Below are 17,420 nucleotides of genomic sequence, written 5' to 3'. Positions count from 1 at the left end.
TGATTGGCTTCCGAATTTTGAGAACTCAACAGCGTGCTTTAAGTCAATGCCATTTTTTGGGGATGGACCATTTTTTGGTTTGTTTCTTGTTTTTTCCTTTGATTGATGGCCCCTGCAGTGTGTGCGTTTTGTGTGTGTTGTGGGGGTTTGTCGGTGATTGGGTTCTGTGTTGAAATTTTTTTTGGTGTGCCTGTGTCTGCTTGTAGTGGTGGGTGTGGGTGTGTCTGAATTTTTTCGATGGAGAGTTTGATCCTGGCTCAGGACGAACGCTGGCGGCGTGCTTAACACATGCAAGTCGAACGGTAAGGCTCCTTTTTTGGGGTACACGAGTGGCGAACGGGTGAGTAACACGTGAGTAACCTGCCCTCATCTCTGGGATAACAGTCGGAAACGGTTGCTAATACTGGATATGAGCTTTCAAGGCATCTTGTTGGCTGGAAAGATTATTTTTTGGTTGGGGATGGACTCGCGGCCTATCAGCTTGTTGGTGAGGTAGTGGCTCACCAAGGCTTCGACGGGTAGCCGGCCTGAGAGGGCGACCGGCCACATTGGGACTGAGATACGGCCCAAACTCCTACGGGAGGCAGCAGTGGGGAATATTGCACAATGGACGGAAGTCTGATGCAGCAACGCCGCGTGCGGGATGACGGCCTTCGGGTTGTAAACCGCTTTCAATTGTGACGAAGCTTTTTGTGACGGTAGCAGTAGAAGAAGCACCGGCTAACTACGTGCCAGCAGCCGCGGTGATACGTAGGGTGCGAGCGTTGTCCGGATTTATTGGGCGTAAAGAGCTTGTAGGTGGTTTGTCGCGTCGGGAGTGAAAACTCAGGGCTTAACTCTGAGCTTGCTTTCGATACGGGCTGACTTGAGGGAGGTAGGGGAGAATGGAATTCCTGGTGGAGCGGTGGAATGCGCAGATATCAGGAGGAACACCGGTGGCGAAGGCGGTTCTCTGGACCTTTCCTGACGCTGAGAAGCGAAAGCGTGGGGAGCAAACAGGCTTAGATACCCTGGTAGTCCACGCTGTAAACGGTGGGTACTAGGTGTGGGGGACATTCCACGTTCTCCGTGCCGTAGCTAACGCATTAAGTACCCCGCCTGGGGAGTACGGCCGCAAGGCTAAAACTCAAAGGAATTGACGGGGCCCCGCACAAGCGGCGGAGCATGCGGATTAATTCGATGCAACGCGAAGAACCTTACCTGGGTTTGACATATGCCGGGAGCGTTCAGAGATGGGCGTGCCTTTTTGGTCGGTTTACAGGTGGTGCATGGCTGTCGTCAGCTCGTGTCGTGAGATGTTGGGTTAAGTCCCGCAACGAGCGCAACCCTCGTCCAATGTTGCCAGCGGGTTATGCCGGGGACTCATTGGAGACCGCCGGGGTCAACTCGGAGGAAGGTGGGGATGACGTCAAGTCATCATGCCCCTTATGTCCAGGGCTTCACGCATGCTACAATGGCCGGTACAGTGAGCTGCGAGCCTGTGAGGGTGAGCGAATCTCTAAAAGCCGGTCTCAGTTCGGATTGGGGTCTGCAACTCGACCCCATGAAGTCGGAGTCGCTAGTAATCGCAGATCAGCAACGCTGCGGTGAATACGTTCCCGGGGCTTGTACACACCGCCCGTCAAGTCATGAAAGTCGGTAACACCCGAAGCCGGTGGCCTAACCCGTTTGGGAGGGAGCTGTCGAAGGTGGGACTGGTGATTAGGACTAAGTCGTAACAAGGTAGCCGTACCGGAAGGTGCGGCTGGATCACCTCCTTTCTAAGGAGCCGAATGGTATTTGTGGCTGGTTTTTTCAGGGATGTTGTGTTTCTGGGCTGGTCATGTTTTTGGTTTCTGGGTGGAACGTTGGCTTGTACCATGTTTTTGTGGTGGCGCGCTGTTGGGTTTTGAGGGGTCGGTGGTCTTGTGTGGCTGCGGTTTCTCTGTGGTGCCTTTGATTTTCTGGCTGCGTTGTGTGGTTGGGTGTCGGGGGTGTGTGTTTTGAGAACTTTATAGTGGACGCGAGCATCTTTGTAGATTTTGTTGTTGTTTTTTGGCAAGCTACTAAGTGCGATCGGTGGATGCCTTGGCACCAAGAGCCGATGAAGGACGTTGTAACCTGCGATAAGCCCAGGGGAGTTGGTAAACGAGCTTTGATCCTGGGATTTCCGAATGGGGAAACCTTGAATTTCCGGAGTTGTGTCCGGTGACCTCTGCCTGAATGTATAGGGTGGTTGGAGGGAACGCGGGGAAGTGAAACATCTCAGTACCCGTAGGAAGAGAAAACAATAGTGATTCCGTGAGTAGTGGCGAGCGAAAGCGGAGGAGGCCAAACCCGTGCCGTGTGATAGCTGACAGGTGTTGCGGTATGGGGGTTGTGGGATGCGATGTGGTCTGGCTGTTGACGGGCCGGCGAGTTATAAATGATGGATGAAGTTGAACTGGTTGGAAAGCTGGAGCGTAGAGGGTGATACTCCCGTAGGTGTATGTCTGTCACTCGTTTGTTGTTGTTCCCAAGTAGCACGGGACTCGTGGAATTTCGTGTGAATCTGGCAGGACCATCTGCTAAGCCTAAATACTCCTTGGTGACCGATAGTGTAGTAGTACCGTGAGGGAATGGTGAAAAGTACCCCGGGAGGGGAGTGAAATAGTACCTGAAACCGGTCGCATACAATCCGTCGGAGCTTGAAACTTTTTGTTTTGGGTGACGGCGTGCCTTTTGAAGAATGAGCCTGCGAGTTAGTGGTGCGTGGCGAGGTTAACCTGTGTGGGGTAGCCGTAGTGAAAGCGAGTCCTAATAGGGCGGTTTAGTCGCGTGCTCTAGACCCGAAGCGGGGTGATCTATCCATGGCCAGGGTGAAGCGAAGGTAAGACTTCGTGGAGGCCCGAACTCACTTGGGTTGAAAACCGAGGAGATGAGCTGTGGATAGGGGTGAAAGGCCAATCAAACTCCGTGATAGCTGGTTCTCCCCGAAATGCATTTAGGTGCAGCGTTGCGTGTTTCTTGCCGGAGGTAGAGCACTGGATGGTCTAGGGGGCCCACAAGCTTACCGAAATCAGCCAAACTCCGAATGCCGGTAAGTGAGAGCGTGGCAGTGAGACTGTGGGGGATAAGCTTCATAGTCGAGAGGGAAACAGCCCAGATCATCAGCTAAGGCCCCTAAGCGGTAACTAAGTGGAAAAGGATGTGGAGTTGCGTTGACAACCAGGAGGTTGGCTTGGAAGCAGCCATCCTTGAAAGAGTGCGTAATAGCTCACTGGTCAAGTGATTCTGCGCCGACAATGTAGCGGGGCTCAAGTTATCCGCCGAAGCTGTGGCATCCATGCGTGTGGCCGGAAGGTTGTGTGGATGGGTAGGGGAGCGTCGTGTGCGTGTTGAAGTGGTGGGGTGACCTGTCGTGGAGTGCATACGAGTGAGAATGCAGGCATGAGTAGCGAATGACGGGTGAGAAACCCGTCCGCCGATTATCCAAGGGTTCCAGGGTCAAGTTAATCTGCCCTGGGTTAGTCGGGACCTAAGGCGAGGCCGACAGGCGTAGTCGATGGACAACGGGTTGATATTCCCGTACCGGCGGAGCAACGCCCGTGCTGAGGCGCGTGATGCTAAGCATGCGAGACTGTCTGCTGCCTTTCGGGGTGGTGGGTGGTTGAGTCTGTGATCCGAGTGTGTAGTAGGCAAGCTGCGGAGGGACGCAGGAAGGTAGCTCATCCTCAGTGTTGGTTGTCTGAGGCTAAGTGTGTAGGGTGGGGTGTAGGTAAATCCGCATTCCGTGTGCCTGAGACATGATGGGCCTGCACTTTTTGTGGTGTGGGTTGAGTGATCCTATGCTGCCTAGAAAAGCTTCGTGAGCGAGTTGTGAGCCGCCCGTACCCTAAACCGACACAGGTGGATAGGTAGAGTATACCGAGGCGATCGGGATAATCGTGGTGAAGGAACTCGGCAAAATACCCCCGTAACTTCGGGATAAGGGGGACCTGATACGTGTTAAACCTTTGCGTTGAGAGCGTTGAGGGTCGCAGAGACCAGGCCCAAGCGACTGTTTACTAAAAACACAGGTCCGTGCCAACTTGTAAGAGGATGTATACGGACTGACTCCTGCCCGGTGCTGGAAGGTTAAGGGGAACTGTCAGCCATTTTGTGTGGTGAAGCGGTGAACTTAAGCCCCAGTAAACGGCGGTGGTAACTATAACCATCCTAAGGTAGCGAAATTCCTTGTCGGGTAAGTTCCGACCTGCACGAATGGAGTAACGATTTGGGCGCTGTCTCCACCACGAACCCGGTGAAATTGCATTACGAGTAAAGATGCTCGTTACGCGCAGCAGGACGGAAAGACCCCGGGACCTTTACTATAGTTTGGTATTGGTGATCGGTGTGACTTGTGTAGGATAGGTGGGAGACTGTGAAGCCGGGACGCTAGTTTCGGTGGAGTCATCGTTGAAATACCACTCTGGTCACTCTGGTTATCTAACCTAGGACCGTTATCCGGTTCAGGGACAGTGCCTGATGGGTAGTTTGACTGGGGCGGTCGCCTCCTAAAAGGTAACGGAGGCGCCCAAAGGTTCCCTCAGCCTGGTTGGCAATCAGGTTGTGAGTGTAAGTGCACAAGGGAGCTTGACTGCGAGACTGACGGGTCGAGCAGGGACGAAAGTCGGGACTAGTGATCTTCTGGTAGCGGATGGAAGCGCCAGGACTCAACGGATAAAAGGTACCCCGGGGATAACAGGCTGATCTTGCCCGAGCGTCCATAGCGACGGCATGGTTTGGCACCTCGATGTCGGCTCGTCGCATCCTGGGGCTGGAGTCGGTCCCAAGGGTTGGGCTGTTCGCCCATTAAAGCGGCACGCGAGCTGGGTTTAGAACGTCGTGAGACAGTTCGGTCCCTATCCGCTGCGCGCGTAGGAGTCTTGAGAAGGGCTGTCCTTAGTACGAGAGGACCGGGACGGACCAACCTCTGGTGTGCCAGTTGTTCCGCCAGGAGCACGGCTGGTTGGCTACGTTGGGAAGTGATAACCGCTGAAAGCATCTAAGCGGGAAGCACGCTTCAAGATGAGGACTCCCACACCGTCAAGGTGGTAAGGCCCCCTGCAGACCACAGGGTTGATAGGTCGGACGTGGAAGCACAGTAATGTGTGAAGCTGACCGATACTAATAGGCCGAGGGCTTGCCACAACACCAACAACAACAACTACTACTGCTAATCGCGTCCACTATAAGGTATCCCAGAACACACAAACACCACACACAAAATGTTTTATACACAACTCAACAACAGCAACAGTGACTATTGCTGGTTGTGTCACGGACTTGTTCCGGTGGCCATAGCGAGAGGGAAACACCCGGTCCCATCCCGAACCCGGAAGTTAAGCCTCCCAGCGCTGATGGTACTGCACACGCGAGTGTGTGGGAGAGTAAGACGCCGCCGGAACACCACCATCACAGCCCCCCGGGGAAACACACCACCCCCCCGGGGGCACACCCATACCCACACCCGCCAGAGTTCATCCGCTCGCAGGGGCTGGTTTCCTGAAGAATTCCCTGTAAGCTTGAGGTCCGGGTGACCATCCCGGGCGGCACGTAGGCAAGGGAGCCTTGAGTATGGAACGGATGTCTGGCCCTGACGGAGGTGGCGCATCGAATGCGTCAGCTCTTTCGCGAGTGCTCAGTGGGGAGGGACGATGAGTTTCCACAAGAGCGGCAGCCCTGCGGCCATCGCAACGGAGGTCACGAGTCTCTTCTGGCTGGCCGGTGTGCCGGGCGGTGCTGCTGTGGCTGAAGTGGTGAATCGCGGGCAGTCGTGGCTGGAGACCCGGCGTCTCGCCCACGGAACCCCAAGCCCTGAGGATGCCGCTCGATTCGGGAGACGTCTCGCGCGAACCCATGCGGCTGGCGCATCCCACTGGGGTGCACCCCCACCAGGATTGCGCGACACCGATGCGCGGCTGGCGGAGTTGCCGGCTCCCGTCAGTCACACCTCCCGATGGAACAGCTGGGGCGAGTTCTACGCCGAGGCCAGGTTGCGTCCCTACCTGAGATTGGCGGAGGTGCCCAGGGAGGCCAGGCTGGTGCTGCACCGGGCCATCGACCTGGTGGCGGAGGGACGTTTCGATGCCCCGCAGCCCGCGCTGGTCGGGGAGGTCGCGAGAATCCACGGTGATCTCTGGGCCGGGAACGTGATGTGGGCCATCACATCCGGTGGTAAGGGCACGACCGGAACGTTGCTCGATCCGTCGGCTCATGGCGGTCACGCCGAGACGGATCTGGCGGAGCTGGCGCTTTTCAGGGCTCCACATCTGGATTCCATCATCGCCGGTTATCAAGAGGTCAGCCCGCTGGCCGACGGCTGGCGGCATCGGGTGTCCGTGCACCAGTTCCACATGGTGCTGGTGCACGCTGCCCTCTACTCCGGGAACTACATTCCCCAGGCCCTCACCCTGGCTCGGCGTCTCAGGGGGGATGCGGAGCGGAGCAGGCGGCAGCCCGTCAGGATCGGAACGGCCGACCTCGCCAGCTGATCACCGGGCCCGGGGATAGTCCTCGGGCGGGATGCCGACCCCGACGGGGAATTCCTCCTCGGGGGCGTCCATGACCTCGATCGCCTCGTCGACCGGATCTGCGAGGGTGTAGTCCTCCTCAAGGCTGATCGAGAGCTGCTGCCCCTTCGGTTCGAGGGGACTGCGCAGGACACCGTTGTGTTCCTTCGTCATGCTGAACTGTGGGGTGATGATGTGCCCCGCGTTGACGTGCGGCTCCGCAGCCGGTTCCGGATCGGAGAGCCCGGCGGTGACGGGAACCTCGTCGACCTCGGTTTCGTCGATCAGCAGGTCGTTCGTGGCGGGGGCGGGGGCCTCGAAGGGCTGGGTGATCGGCGCGGTGATCCTCGGGATGTCGGGGATGGTCGCGTCGTCGTGGTGCGTCGTGACGGGATAGGCCGGTGTGGTGGGGGCCAGGTATTCCGTTTCGGGAATGTCCAGCGGGGCGGCGAAGGAGGGAACCTCCGGTGCCGGACCGGTGGCGATGAGCCGGGCGAAACTTCCGGTGTCGGTGAGGGCCGACAGATCATCGGATCCGCCGCTGGGCCGGGGTGTCGGTTCCTCGTCCTTGATGACGGGGATCAGCCGGGTCGCCGTGGCCGCTTCCGCGTCATCGGGTTCGGGCCAGGCGGTGGTGCTCTCCGGTTTCTTCTCGGGTTTGGGCACTTCCCGGGCCTTCCAGGCGGCGGTGAACTCCTCGAAGTCGGTGAAGGTGGGTTCCGGGATCAGCGGCATCAGCCGGGTCTCGGTGTTCTCCTCGTCCTCCGCGGGCTCCTCGTCCTCGTTGTCGGGTTCCCCCGGTTTCTCGTCCTCGCTGGGTTCCTCGGCCTTCTCGTCCTGTTCCTCGTGCTTCTCGTGGTCCGGGACCTCCACCTCGTGCTCGACGACAGCGGTGGGGGCGAGCTGTTCGTGGGGGTGAACCTCCTGCTCCTCGGCGGGTTCCTCTGCTGGCGGCTGTTCCTCGATGGCCTCGGTCTCGTCGGTTCCCTCGTCCGCAGGCTCGACATCCGTCGCCTCCGCGGTTGCGTCCTCCTCGGTCACGCCGGCCGGTTCGGGCTCCTCGGTCACGCCGTCACTGGTTTCTGTCGTGTCCTCGACGGGCTCGGGTTCGGTTTCCCCGGCGGTCTCGGCCTGGGGGGTGTCGTCCTCCTGCTCGGGTTCGGTTTCCGCCTCCTCCGTGGTGGGCTGCATGTCGGGGAGGGTGCTGGATGCGAACGCGATCGGGGTTTCCTGCGCCGCCCCGGCGCCGGGGCCGATCGTCTGCCAGGGTTCTTCCTTGATGACCCCGGTCTCCCCGGTTTCCTCGATCTGCGCCTGCGGGGCCGGCTCGGGTTCGGTGTCGTTGTCCTCGGGAGCCGGAGTGGGTGCGATCTGCTCGCGTTCGGCGGTGAGCATGGCCTGGAGTTCCGCGGCCTCACGGCGGGCCTGGGAGAGATCGTCCTCCAAGGACTCGATTCGTTCGATCAGGGTCGGCATCGTCTTGTCCCACGCGGCAGTGGCGCGGTTCTCCAGCCGGGCCATGTCGATTTCCTGCTTGTTGATCCGCTCCTCCAGCTCGACCACCTGGCGACGGGCCTGTTCGGCGGCGCTGATGTGCTGGTCGGCCTCCTGGGCGCGGGTCTCCGCCTCGGCTGCGCGGGCCTCCGCCTCGGAGACTCGCTGGTCGGCCTGCGTGACCTGTTGACCGGCCTCCTCGACCTTTGTCTCCGCTTCCTGGGCCTTGGCCTCGGCGTCACGGGCACGCTGGTTGGCCTCCTCGACCTTTGCCTCCGCCTCCTCGATTCTGGCCTCCGCTTCCTGGGCCTTGGCCTCGGCCTCGGTGGCGCGGGTCTCCGCCTCCAGCAGCCGCGGATCCGGCGCCTCGGATTCGGGTGCGGAGGGGGTGGCCTGGTCGGCGATCCTGGGGATCATGTGGGTGTCGACGGTGGAATCGTCGGAGACGGTGCGGTCGTTGAGGAGATCGGGCTGGGGAGTGCCCGTCTCGGCGGATGCGGTGGCCCCCGCGGCCGACGGGTTCGGGGCGAAGGGCGACGGGTTCGACACCGGCTGTTGCGAATCGGGGGTGGAGGCCATCACGATCGGGGAGGAGGACTGCGCGGCGACGGGGGCTGCCTGTGTGGTCACGGGAACCGTGTGGAGGCTGAGAGGCGTGGGTTCTTTCTTCTCGTCGGTCCCGGAGGCTGTCGTCGTCCTCACCTCGGGGGCCTGCCGCGTCGACTCCGATTCCTGCGCGGCGAGCAGTTTCGCGCGGGCGGAACGCTTTCCGAGAACCCACCCCAGGAACAACGCCAAACCGACGCACACGACAAGAATTGCCGCCAGTTCAATGGCCAGCAGAAGATATCCGTTCATGATCTACCTTTCCCCTCGTTGCACGAACGTCACTCGCCGGTTCGCTTCCTGGCCTTCCGGGGTCGAATTCGATTCCGCGGGTTCCGTGTCGGCTTTTCCGACCGCCACCAGTTGATCGCGATTCGCCCCCGCCTCGACGAGGGCATCGACGACGCGCTGGGCGCGTTTCTCCGACAGTTCCTTCCGGAAAGCCGGGGAGCGGCCGTTGTCCGTGTGCCCGTCGACCTCGACGGTGACATCCGGATTGGCCTGGAGCCAGACCGCCAGTTCGATGATCTTGGTCCGTTCGCCGGACGGGACATCGGCCTCCCCACCCTCGAACTTCACCACCGACCTCGGCATCTCCTTGGGGGTCGGGCTGGGTGAGGGGGGGGTGGGGGAAGCAGGCGGCGTGGAGGCGCTGGGTGTGGAGTGGGGCTCGGGGCGGGTGTCGCTGGTTGTGAGGTCGATGCGGCGGGCAACGAGGAGCGATCGGCCTCGGCGCGGATCACGCCCGGGATGTCCAGCACGAGCTTCATCGCCGTCGGCAGCTGCTCCGGGTCGGTGGCGGAGACGGTGGCGGTCAGCCCGGAGAAGGTGACGCGGGCGTCAACGCCCTGGGCGGCGAGTGAACGGCTGGCCTCCTCGGTGAGTGTCCGTTCCACGAGCAACGCACCACCCGCTGCCCCGACGGCCACGAGTGCGACCAACCCGGCGACCCCGGCCACCACGGTTCCCTTCATGGCACCTCCATACTCTTGTGAACCGACCTTATATCCCGACTTGCCGCATCCGGGTATCCGAGCCAGTTTCGCTGAACGGTTTTTGCGTTCACATCCTAACTTTCGTCTGGAATCATCTAGTATTCCACCTCGGGGGAGGACCTACAAAAAGGGATAACATGTCCGCGAGTGTCCTCGGGAGGTGTCCCGGCTCCGAGGCGCTGTGGCGTGACATATCCAACGAGGGCGGAAGGAAGCGCAATGGACGGACAATTCGGCAGCAGCAAGCACAACGATCTCAAGTTGGTGCTCAGCGCCATCAGGCGGGCCATACCGGAGCTTCACGGCGTCATGATCGCCTCCCAGGACGGCCTGGCCATCGCCCACGACTTCCCGGAGGCGGACGCGGAACGCATCGCCGCGATGGCCGCCACCGCCCTGGGGATCGGGAAACGCATCTCCGAGCGCACCAACATGGGGGACCTGTCGGAGTCCGTCATCCACGGCAGGAACGGCTACCTGGTCGTCTACGGAGCAGGTGAGGACACGGTGCTGGTGATGCAGGGACCGATCGAGTCCAACCTCGGCCTGATGCGGATCGAGGCCCGTGTCGCGGCCGTCGAGATCAAACAGCTGCTCACGAGGGCCTGATCATGGAAACGCTGCACACGATCGCGTGCGAAGCGGCCGATCAGATCCCTCCGCAGCGGGTTCTGCGCGACCAGGACCGCGACGTCATCCGGCGTCACCGGGACTGGCTGCTGACCCTCGGGCCGGACGTGGCGGAGGCTTTCGGGGACGTGCTGTACTCCCGGCTGCCGGAGGGCGCCGGGGCGTCACGGGAGAGCCTGGAGAACTGGTGGGGCAGGACGGTCAACGGGCCATGGGACGACGACTACCTGGCCTGGATGGCCCTCGTCGGGCTGGTGCACGTCACCAGACGGATCACGAATCCGATGATGCTGGCGGCCTCGGACCACGTGGTGCAGCTGGTCGCCGACGCGGCAGTCCTCTCCGGAATCCCCGACGACGATCGCCGCGCGTTGCTGGACGCCGTCGGGAGGGTCGCGGGCATCGTGCGGGTGGTCATCGCGTGGAGCCACGAGCGCGCCGTCAGCGCCGCCCTGTACGAGGCAGCTGGGATGCCGGAGGGGCTGCTCGCCAGGTTGCGCGACCAGGAGGTCGGCGCGTTTCTCGAACGGGCGCGCGCAGAGCTGAACCTGTAGCGTGATGTCATGATGCGACTGCGAAGCGACGTGCGTGCCTGGCTGACCGACATGGACGGGGTCCTGGTGCACGAGGAACAGGCGCTGCCCGGGGCCCAGGAGCTGATCACCCAGTGGACCCGCACGGAAACGCCGTTCCTGGTGCTGACGAACAACTCGATCTTCACCCCCCGCGACCTCTCGGCGCGGCTGCGGGACTCCGGGCTGGAGGTTCCCGAGGACCACATCTGGACCTCGGCCCTGGCCACCGCCACCTTCCTGGAACAGCAGCAGCCGGGGGCGTCGGTGTACGTGATCGGCGAGGCGGGCACCATCACCGCCCTCCACGAGGCCGGTTTCGTGCTCACCGACCGCAATCCGGATTTCGTGGTCATAGGGGAAACCCGGACCTATTCATTCGAATCCATCACTCGCGCGATCCGGTTGATTGACGCGGGGTCGCGTTTCATCGTCACCAATCCGGATGCCACCGGCCCCAGCGCCGACGGGGTATTGCCCGCGACCGGTGCGATTGCCGCTCTCGTGAGCGAGGCGACGCAGGAGAAACCCTACGTGGTGGGGAAACCGAATCCGATGATGTTCCGCTCCGCCCTGAACCGGATAGGCGTGCACAGCGAACACACGGGAATGATCGGCGACCGGATGGACACCGACATCGTCGCCGGAATGGAGGCCGGCCTCCACACCGTCCTCGTGCTGACCGGGATCACCACCCGCGAATCGGTGAGGACGTTCCCCTTCCGTCCGAGCGAGATAGTGGAGGGAGTTCACGAACTCGTCGAACAGGGGTCATCCGGAGACAGCTAAGGGTTTTCAAATCATTGAGGCTTATTCATAGGGTGTAGGCGAAGACGAGCCCGGTGACGGCTTGTATTGTGGTTTCGAAAGTGTTGTAAGGGCGGCGGTAATCGGTGTGCAGAACACGCCAAGTTTTGACGTTCGCGATGACACGCTCAATGAGATAGCGGACGCGGTTGATGGTCGTATTGTTTCTTTTATCGGTGTCTGCGAGTTCACCATGGGCGGGTTTCTTAGTGGGGGTGATCATTCCCAATCCGATGTAGCCTTTGTCTCCAATATGCATCGTGGCATCAAGGGCCTCGAGGAAGCCGGATTCCTTGATTGCCTTCGCATCATGCACATTACCCGGCAGGGGTGGGGAGACCCAGGCGAGGTGCCCGGCCAGGGTGCAGGCCACCTGCAGGTTCACCCCTGTGGTGTGGTGTTTGCCTGAGTACAGCTCGGGACGGTCGTGCCATGACCAGCAGGGCGCCAGAGTACCGTCGATGATGTACTGACGGTCCCGGTCGAGGTCCCCCACACCGGGCACCCAGGCTTGGAGGGCCTCGGCGATCAAGGGGGTGTAGACCGCCACCACTCGTGAGATGGTGGCCTGGGAGACCATGAGGATGTCGGCCAGCAACTCTTGGGTGAGATTGTGTCTGAGCGTCAACAAAGTGACCTGGATACAGCGGAACAACCCCAAGGTGCGGGACCCTGCTGCGGGAAGGTTTCCGGAACGGGAGGTGTGGATCAGTTCGCACAGGTCAAGGATCTGGTCGCGGTCAAGGCTTGTGGTAGTATTCATGGCAGCGGCTTGTCTTTCATCTGAGGTTTTTGTTTCTACACTTTGAATTATCCCAGATCGGGCAAGCCGCCCTCACATCCCCCTCGGGATAAAGCGTTAGCTGAGGGAAACCAAAACACCCCTATGAATAAGCCTCATTGTTCCTGCCCTCGCATCGCTCTGGTTGCCCACTCTCTGTACTCGCGCCCGATGTTGCGCCAGTTTCCAGCCCATGTTTTCTCGTCATGTGCGGGTGAGGTTGGTTCATCTGCGAGGATTTGGATTGTGATCCAGCCGAATCTAGTTTCTGCGTGTTCATGGGCGAGCTGATCCAGCATCTCCCACGCATCTGACTCACCCAGAAGGGTGCCGGACATCAATGTGACATTCCAGCAAGCACGAAGCTCATCAGAGGCGACGGATGAATCCACCGAATCCAATGAACCACCGCGTGTCAGGTCGGCCGGGATCGGGCCGCGGACCTTGGTCATGTGGCAGTCTCGGCACAGGCCCCGCAGGTTGGATGGATCCTCTGATCCTCCTGAAATGTGGTCGATCTCCGTTGCCTCCGCCTCGTTGCAGACCACACAGAGCCCATCGTTGCGTTCAAGGACTGTTTGCCGCAGGCCGCCCCTGATGTGTGGGCGCAGGTAGGCAAGGTCCAAGGAGAGAAAGGGGATGTGGTTGCTCAAGATCGTGAACAGAACATCAGGTCTCAAGCAGCGCCCATCGCGTATGACACTTCTCAGGTATCTGACGAGCATGGCCTGTTGACGGCAGTGGTCGGAACAGAAGGCCAAATGCTTGCGACCGATTTCAGTCGGGTCCAGAGGGATCAAGCAGTGGGAGCAGAGTCCCATTTGCCACTTCCGTTCGAGTGTCATGAGGATGTTTCCTCCTGCCGGAAGCCGTGACGTATTGTTGATCTTGTCGCGAATGATATCGCATGTGTGAAGGCGCAGCTGATCTCGAGTGCCGCCAAGGCTTGTAAGCCAGCTCGATCGACGGCGGGCAGGGGCTAATAACCCGGATTCAACACCGTCACAGCGCGTCGATGAGTTCGCGCATCAGCTGTGATGGTGTCATGTTACGTTCGCGCGCCACCTCGCCCAGCTTTGCCCGGCGTGCAGCGTCGAGACGGAGTGTGAAAGGCCGTGCTTGAGCGCCTACGCTGATGGGACGTCCAGGTATCGATGGACCGAGATGCTTCCCGGTGTAGCCCTGTTCGGATTCGGCCTCGGCGGCCCATCTCTCAATGTCCTGCTCCGTGAACGAAGTGCCGTTCACGTCGGTGTGCGTGCTCATGTGCCTACCTCCTGAGCCCAATCTCGATGAGAACCTTCCTCGTTGCCGGCATTGCGTGGAAAATCAACCAGCCATCAGGCTCATCCTCCACCGCGATGTATTCCAACAGCCGTCCGCCGGCGTCCATTCCCACTCCGACCCACTGCACGGGGTGAGTGTCACGTGCTCGGGATCGCAGGGTGCTTTCGAACGCTTCGATCACATCCGCAGTCGTGACCTCAGGGTGTCGGTCTGCGACCCTTGGATGTACGCGTACTCGCACCGGTGTTCCCATGCCCGTTCTTTTCGTATTGCAACCAGTGTAGTACGAAAATTGTTAGGTGATGGTCAGGAGCAGTAGGGCTGCGGAGGCCAAGGTCAGGAGGGTGTCGCGCCAGGTCCAGCGGAGGTCGTGCAGGCGGGTCGGGTGGCGGGTGATGCCGTAGCCGCGGGAGATCATCGCCGCCGCCAGGTCCTCCGACATGCGGATCCCGCTGGTCAGCAGCGGCACCATGATGGTGGCGTGGGCCAGGACGCGGCGCACCGGGCCGCGCGAGTCGATGGGCGCTCCCCGGACCCGCTGGGCCTCGGTGATCTGGCGGGACCGGCGCCGCAGGGTGGGGATGAAACGCAGCGCCGTCGTGCACACGAACACCAGCGGGTTCGGCAGCCGGAGGGTGCGCATCAGGGTGGTGAAGCGTTCGGCGGGGGTGGTGGCCAGCAGCGCCGCCGTCGAGCACAGCATCGTCACCAGCCGCAGCACCAGGGTGGATGCGTACCCGACCCCGCCCGGAGTGAGGACGGCGAAACCGAAGACCAGGACCAGCACCGGAAGCATCGGGGCCAGGAGACCCCGGAGTCCACGCATCCCGCGCACCCGCGCCAGGACCCCGGCGGTGAGCGCGGCCAGCCCGAGGTGGGCCAGGGGGTTGGAGGTCAGGAAGGTCGCGGCGACGGCGGCGGTCAGCGCCACCAGCTTCGAGCGCACGTCGAAGCCGTCCCCGCGCTTGGTCGCATCCCCGGGACGGTCCGGCCCGGCGGGTTCCGGGGCGGGGGCGGTCAGGATCACGGCGCGGGAGGCGTGGCAGGCCGCCAGGGGAAGGTCGTGGGTGATCATGACGATCGTGGTGCCGTCGCGGTTCAGGTCCGCAAGCAGCCCCATCAGCGCCTCGGTGCCCCGCCAGTCCAGGCCGGTGGTGGGTTCGTCGAGGATCAGGACGTCGGGGCTCAACGCCAGGGCGGAGGCCACCGCCAGTCGTTGGCGGTCCCCGCGTCCGAGCCGCAGCGGATGCGACCCCGCGGAATCCCCCAGCCCCACCCGCTCCAGGGCCCGGCCGGCCCGCGCCGCCACCTCCGGCGCCGGCAGTCCGGCATTACGCGGCCCGAAGGCGACCTCGTCGAGGACGGTGTTCGCGAAGATCTGGTGGTCGGGGTTCTGGAAGACGAACCCCACCTGCTCGGCGTGGATGCGGACCGCCCCGGAGGTCGGCTCCAGCAGACCGGCGAAATGTTTGGCCAGGGTGGTCTTGCCCGCGCCGTTGCCGCCCAGCAGCGCGACGAACTCGCCGCGGCGGATGGTGACGTCGACCCCGTCGAGGGCCAGCACCCCCGACGGGTAGCGGTGGGTCAGGCCGACGGCCTCCAGGACGGGGGGCGTGTCCGGTTCGGGTCGTTCCGGCACCCCGCCGCGGCACAGACCGCGGGGACGGATCCCGGCCGTCGCGACCCGCCGTTCGTCGTCGAGGAACGGGCCGGGCGCGCCGAAATACGCGAGTTTCCCCTCCTCCAGCACCAGGAGCAGGTCCGCCCAGGCGGCCACGGCATCCGGGTCGTGATCCACCACGACCACGGTGCGTCCCTCGCCGCTGAGGTCCGCCACGACGCGCCGCACCGCCGCCGCCCCCTCCGGGTCGAGGGCCGAGACGGGCTCGTCGAGGACCAGGACCCGTGGTTCCATCGCGAGCGCCCCGGCGATCGCGAGCCGCTGGAGCTGCCCGCCGGACAGGGTTGCGGTCTCGCGACCCGCCAGACCCGCCAGCCCGACCGCGTCCAGGGCCCGCCGGGCCCTGGCGAGCGTCTCGTCGCGGCCCAGTCCCAGGTTCGCGGGACCGGCGGCGGCGTCGTCGATCACCAGGCGTTCCATCACCTGGGCCTCTGGGTCCTGTGAAACCAGGCCGACGACGCGCACCAGGCGGGGCGGGGTGGTCTCGTGGGTGGCGATGCCCGCGACCCGCAGCTGCCCGTAGAGGTCGCCGGGATGGTGGTGGGGGACCAGGCCGTTCAGGGTCATCGCGAATGTCGACCTGCCTGCACCGGAGGCGCCCATCACCGCGACGCGGCTCCCCGCGGGAATCGCGCAGGTGATGTCGCTCAGCTGCCTGGTTCCGGTGCCGCGGTGGGAGAAACCGAGCCCCCGGGCCTCGATCACCGGGCCGTCGGTTTCGCTGTCAGTTCCGCCACCGGGTGCCACGGGACGTGTCCGGGAACCGCGTCGTGCAGGTCGGCGACGGAAGCCGGGGCGCAGGCGAGGAGCACGCAGCTGGCGGGGCCGCCCGAGGCTTCGAGGGGGAGGGGATTGGCCAGCCACGCGAGACCGCACCCGGCGGATCCGGCGAGCTGCCCGGCCTCGTAACCGATGCCCCGCGACCCGACCGGCAGGGCGTCGTGGACCGTGCCGGTGGCGACGAGGGCCTGCACGGCGGGCAGCGGCACGATGTCCGGATGGCCGATGAACACGTCGTCGTGCGGGGCGGAACGCGGCCAGCCGACGCAGATCACCACATCGCCGGGGCGGCCCCCGCCGGCCAGCAGGTCGCCCGCCAGGGCGCCGATCACCGTCACCCCGACCCCCGTCGCGGGCGAGGGCACGTTCTCCTCCGTGCTGCCCGTCACCGCCCCGGACGGGATGCCGACCTCCGATGCGACCACCCGGAACGTGTCGATGAACGCGGCGGCCCCGGCCATGTCGTGGCAGAGGGTGTTGATCAACGCGACGGGCCGCGCCCCGGAGCACAGCACCTCCAGCAGCGGCACCCGGGCCGCGAAGTGCGCCACCACGTCGGCGGGCGCCCGCACCACGTCGGCGGGCCGCGGCCCGATGCCACCCACCGAGTCGCAGGCAACCACCAGGAGCGGGGATCCGTCGACGATCAGGAGGTCGCGGACGCGACGAACCGGGTCCGTCACGATTTCCCGGAAGCTGTGAGCCGGACGGGACGCCCGGCGAGCCCGGCCGCCGCCAGGGCGATCCCCGCGATCACGGCCACGGCGACGTTGACGGCGGAACCCACCAGCAGCGGCACCACCTGCGCGGCGTACATCCCGATACCGCCGATGGGAAGCAGGATCGCGGGGGCCAGCAGGCCGTTTAGGAGCACCGCCACCACTCCGGCCACCAGGGCACCCAGGGGCCGGGCCAGCAGACCAAGGACCCAGGCGAACACGAACATCTCGGCCGCGACGACCAGGTGGATCGGCAGGCCCAGCGGAAACCCCGCGGTCGCGGCGGAGATCAGGTGCCCGAGCGCCCCCACCACGCCACCCTCCAGCGGGGAGAAAGCGGCCGCGGCCAGGCATCCGGGGGCGGAGTCGAGGGCGACGGTGCCCGTCGGGCTCGGGATCTTGATGAACGCCCCCACCCCCGACAGCGCCACCAGGATCGCGACCCGCGCCACCCGCCGCGGTGAGAAGAACCCCCTCGGGCCGGAGGTGGAGAGGGTAGGTTGCTCGCTCATGTGACCTTCCTCGTGGTGGGTGTCGTGGACCATCCCGAAACATA

13 protein-coding genes and 3 rRNA genes are annotated in these 17,420 nt (G+C 63.0%); 7 read left to right on the top strand and 9 right to left on the bottom strand.

Features of this window, described 5'->3' with window-relative positions:
• Positions 1–234: 234 nt before the first annotated feature.
• The 4 genes from E0E39_RS15075 (at position 235) to E0E39_RS15060 (ending at position 6,494) form a co-directional block, all read left to right on the top strand.
• Positions 235–1,760: ribosomal RNA gene (locus E0E39_RS15075) — 16S ribosomal RNA — on the top strand.
• 275 nt (positions 1,761–2,035) lie between these two features.
• A 23S ribosomal RNA gene (locus tag E0E39_RS15070) occupies positions 2,036–5,151 on the top strand.
• Positions 5,152–5,290: 139 nt separating this feature from the next.
• A 5S ribosomal RNA gene (gene rrf, locus E0E39_RS15065) occupies positions 5,291–5,407 on the top strand.
• Together the 16S, 23S and 5S rRNA genes form the textbook arrangement of a ribosomal RNA operon.
• A gap of 250 nt (positions 5,408–5,657) precedes the next feature.
• Entirely contained in the window at positions 5,658–6,494 is an 837-nt protein-coding gene (locus tag E0E39_RS15060; protein WP_130875488.1) for a fructosamine kinase family protein, read from the top strand.
• Here E0E39_RS15060 and E0E39_RS15055 read toward each other — a convergent pair whose 3' ends face one another.
• Genes E0E39_RS15055 through E0E39_RS15045 form a run of 3 tightly spaced genes read right to left on the bottom strand, consistent with a single transcriptional unit; the run spans position 6,495 to position 9,586 of the window.
• Positions 6,495–8,864 carry a hypothetical protein gene (locus E0E39_RS15055; protein WP_130875487.1) on the bottom strand — a complete coding sequence of 790 codons (2,370 nt, stop codon included), beginning with the start codon at positions 8,862–8,864 and terminating at the stop codon, positions 6,495–6,497.
• Positions 8,865–8,867: 3 nt separating this feature from the next.
• A complete protein-coding gene (locus tag E0E39_RS15050) occupies positions 8,868–9,194 on the bottom strand; it encodes an OmpA family protein (protein ID WP_165444833.1) in 327 nt (108 codons plus the stop codon).
• Complete coding sequence (locus tag E0E39_RS15045) at positions 9,188–9,586, bottom strand: hypothetical protein (protein WP_130875485.1); 399 nt, start codon at positions 9,584–9,586, stop codon at positions 9,188–9,190. Before E0E39_RS15045 ends, E0E39_RS15050 begins: the two co-directional genes overlap by 7 nt.
• Before the next feature lie 240 nt (positions 9,587–9,826).
• Between E0E39_RS15045 and E0E39_RS15040 the strand changes: the two genes are divergently transcribed.
• Genes E0E39_RS15040 through E0E39_RS15030 form a run of 3 tightly spaced genes read left to right on the top strand, consistent with a single transcriptional unit; the run spans position 9,827 to position 11,598 of the window.
• Positions 9,827–10,216: a roadblock/LC7 domain-containing protein gene (locus tag E0E39_RS15040; RefSeq protein ID WP_130875484.1), complete on the top strand. Its 390-nt coding sequence runs from the start codon at positions 9,827–9,829 to the stop codon at positions 10,214–10,216.
• A gap of 2 nt (positions 10,217–10,218) precedes the next feature.
• Positions 10,219–10,791 carry a protoglobin domain-containing protein gene (locus tag E0E39_RS15035; RefSeq protein ID WP_130875483.1) on the top strand — a complete coding sequence of 191 codons (573 nt, stop codon included), beginning with the start codon at positions 10,219–10,221 and terminating at the stop codon, positions 10,789–10,791.
• Between the two features lie 12 nt (positions 10,792–10,803).
• On the top strand, positions 10,804–11,598 hold the full coding sequence (locus E0E39_RS15030; RefSeq protein ID WP_130875754.1) for an HAD-IIA family hydrolase: 795 nt from the start codon (positions 10,804–10,806) through the stop codon (positions 11,596–11,598).
• A 25-nt stretch (positions 11,599–11,623) separates the two neighbouring features.
• Here the strand turns inward: E0E39_RS15030 and E0E39_RS15025 are convergent, their stop codons facing one another.
• The 6 genes from E0E39_RS15025 to E0E39_RS14995 form a co-directional block, all read right to left on the bottom strand.
• The gene (locus E0E39_RS15025; RefSeq protein WP_130873074.1) at positions 11,624–12,379 is read right to left on the bottom strand and encodes a transposase family protein; all 756 of its coding nucleotides are present in this window, start codon (positions 12,377–12,379) and stop codon (positions 11,624–11,626) included.
• A 134-nt stretch (positions 12,380–12,513) separates the two neighbouring features.
• Complete coding sequence (locus E0E39_RS15020; protein ID WP_207302521.1) at positions 12,514–13,050, bottom strand: HNH endonuclease; 537 nt, start codon at positions 13,048–13,050, stop codon at positions 12,514–12,516.
• 349 nt (positions 13,051–13,399) lie between these two features.
• On the bottom strand, positions 13,400–13,663 hold the full coding sequence (locus E0E39_RS15015) for a ribbon-helix-helix domain-containing protein (protein WP_130875482.1): 264 nt from the start codon (positions 13,661–13,663) through the stop codon (positions 13,400–13,402).
• Positions 13,664–13,979: 316 nt separating this feature from the next.
• Entirely contained in the window at positions 13,980–16,112 is a 2,133-nt protein-coding gene (locus E0E39_RS15005) for an ATP-binding cassette domain-containing protein (protein ID WP_165444832.1), read from the bottom strand.
• A complete protein-coding gene (locus tag E0E39_RS15000; RefSeq protein ID WP_245988374.1) occupies positions 16,067–16,828 on the bottom strand; it encodes an AIR synthase family protein in 762 nt (253 codons plus the stop codon). The genes E0E39_RS15005 and E0E39_RS15000 overlap by 46 nt, the downstream gene beginning before the upstream one ends.
• The gene (locus E0E39_RS14995; RefSeq protein WP_130875480.1) at positions 16,825–17,376 is read right to left on the bottom strand and encodes an ECF transporter S component; all 552 of its coding nucleotides are present in this window, start codon (positions 17,374–17,376) and stop codon (positions 16,825–16,827) included. The genes E0E39_RS15000 and E0E39_RS14995 overlap by 4 nt, the downstream gene beginning before the upstream one ends.
• Between the last annotated feature and the right edge of the window lie 44 nt (positions 17,377–17,420).

Origin of the sequence: [Pseudopropionibacterium] massiliense, assembly GCF_900607225.1 — a bacterium.
In the GTDB taxonomy this organism is placed as follows: Bacteria; Actinomycetota; Actinomycetes; order Propionibacteriales; family Propionibacteriaceae; genus Arachnia; species Arachnia massiliensis.
Note: the sequence above shows the minus strand (reverse complement) of the source record. Positions and strands in the feature narration are given on the sequence as shown.

Bases quoted from the DNA above. Each gene is read 5' to 3' on its own strand.
- E0E39_RS15025 (WP_130873074.1), bottom strand. From the start codon at position 12,379: ATGAATACTACCACAAGCCTTGACCGCGACCAGATCCTTGACCTGTGC.
- E0E39_RS15055 (WP_130875487.1), bottom strand. From the start codon at position 8,864: ATGAACGGATATCTTCTGCTGGCCATTGAACTGGCGGCAATTCTTGTC.
- E0E39_RS15060 (WP_130875488.1), top strand. From the start codon at position 5,658: ATGAGTTTCCACAAGAGCGGCAGCCCTGCGGCCATCGCAACGGAGGTC.
- E0E39_RS15015 (WP_130875482.1), bottom strand. From the start codon at position 13,663: ATGAGCACGCACACCGACGTGAACGGCACTTCGTTCACGGAGCAGGAC.
- E0E39_RS15030 (WP_130875754.1), top strand. From the start codon at position 10,804: ATGCGACTGCGAAGCGACGTGCGTGCCTGGCTGACCGACATGGACGGG.
- E0E39_RS15040 (WP_130875484.1), top strand. From the start codon at position 9,827: ATGGACGGACAATTCGGCAGCAGCAAGCACAACGATCTCAAGTTGGTG.
- E0E39_RS14995 (WP_130875480.1), bottom strand. From the start codon at position 17,376: ATGAGCGAGCAACCTACCCTCTCCACCTCCGGCCCGAGGGGGTTCTTC.
- E0E39_RS15045 (WP_130875485.1), bottom strand. From the start codon at position 9,586: ATGAAGGGAACCGTGGTGGCCGGGGTCGCCGGGTTGGTCGCACTCGTG.
- E0E39_RS15035 (WP_130875483.1), top strand. From the start codon at position 10,219: ATGGAAACGCTGCACACGATCGCGTGCGAAGCGGCCGATCAGATCCCT.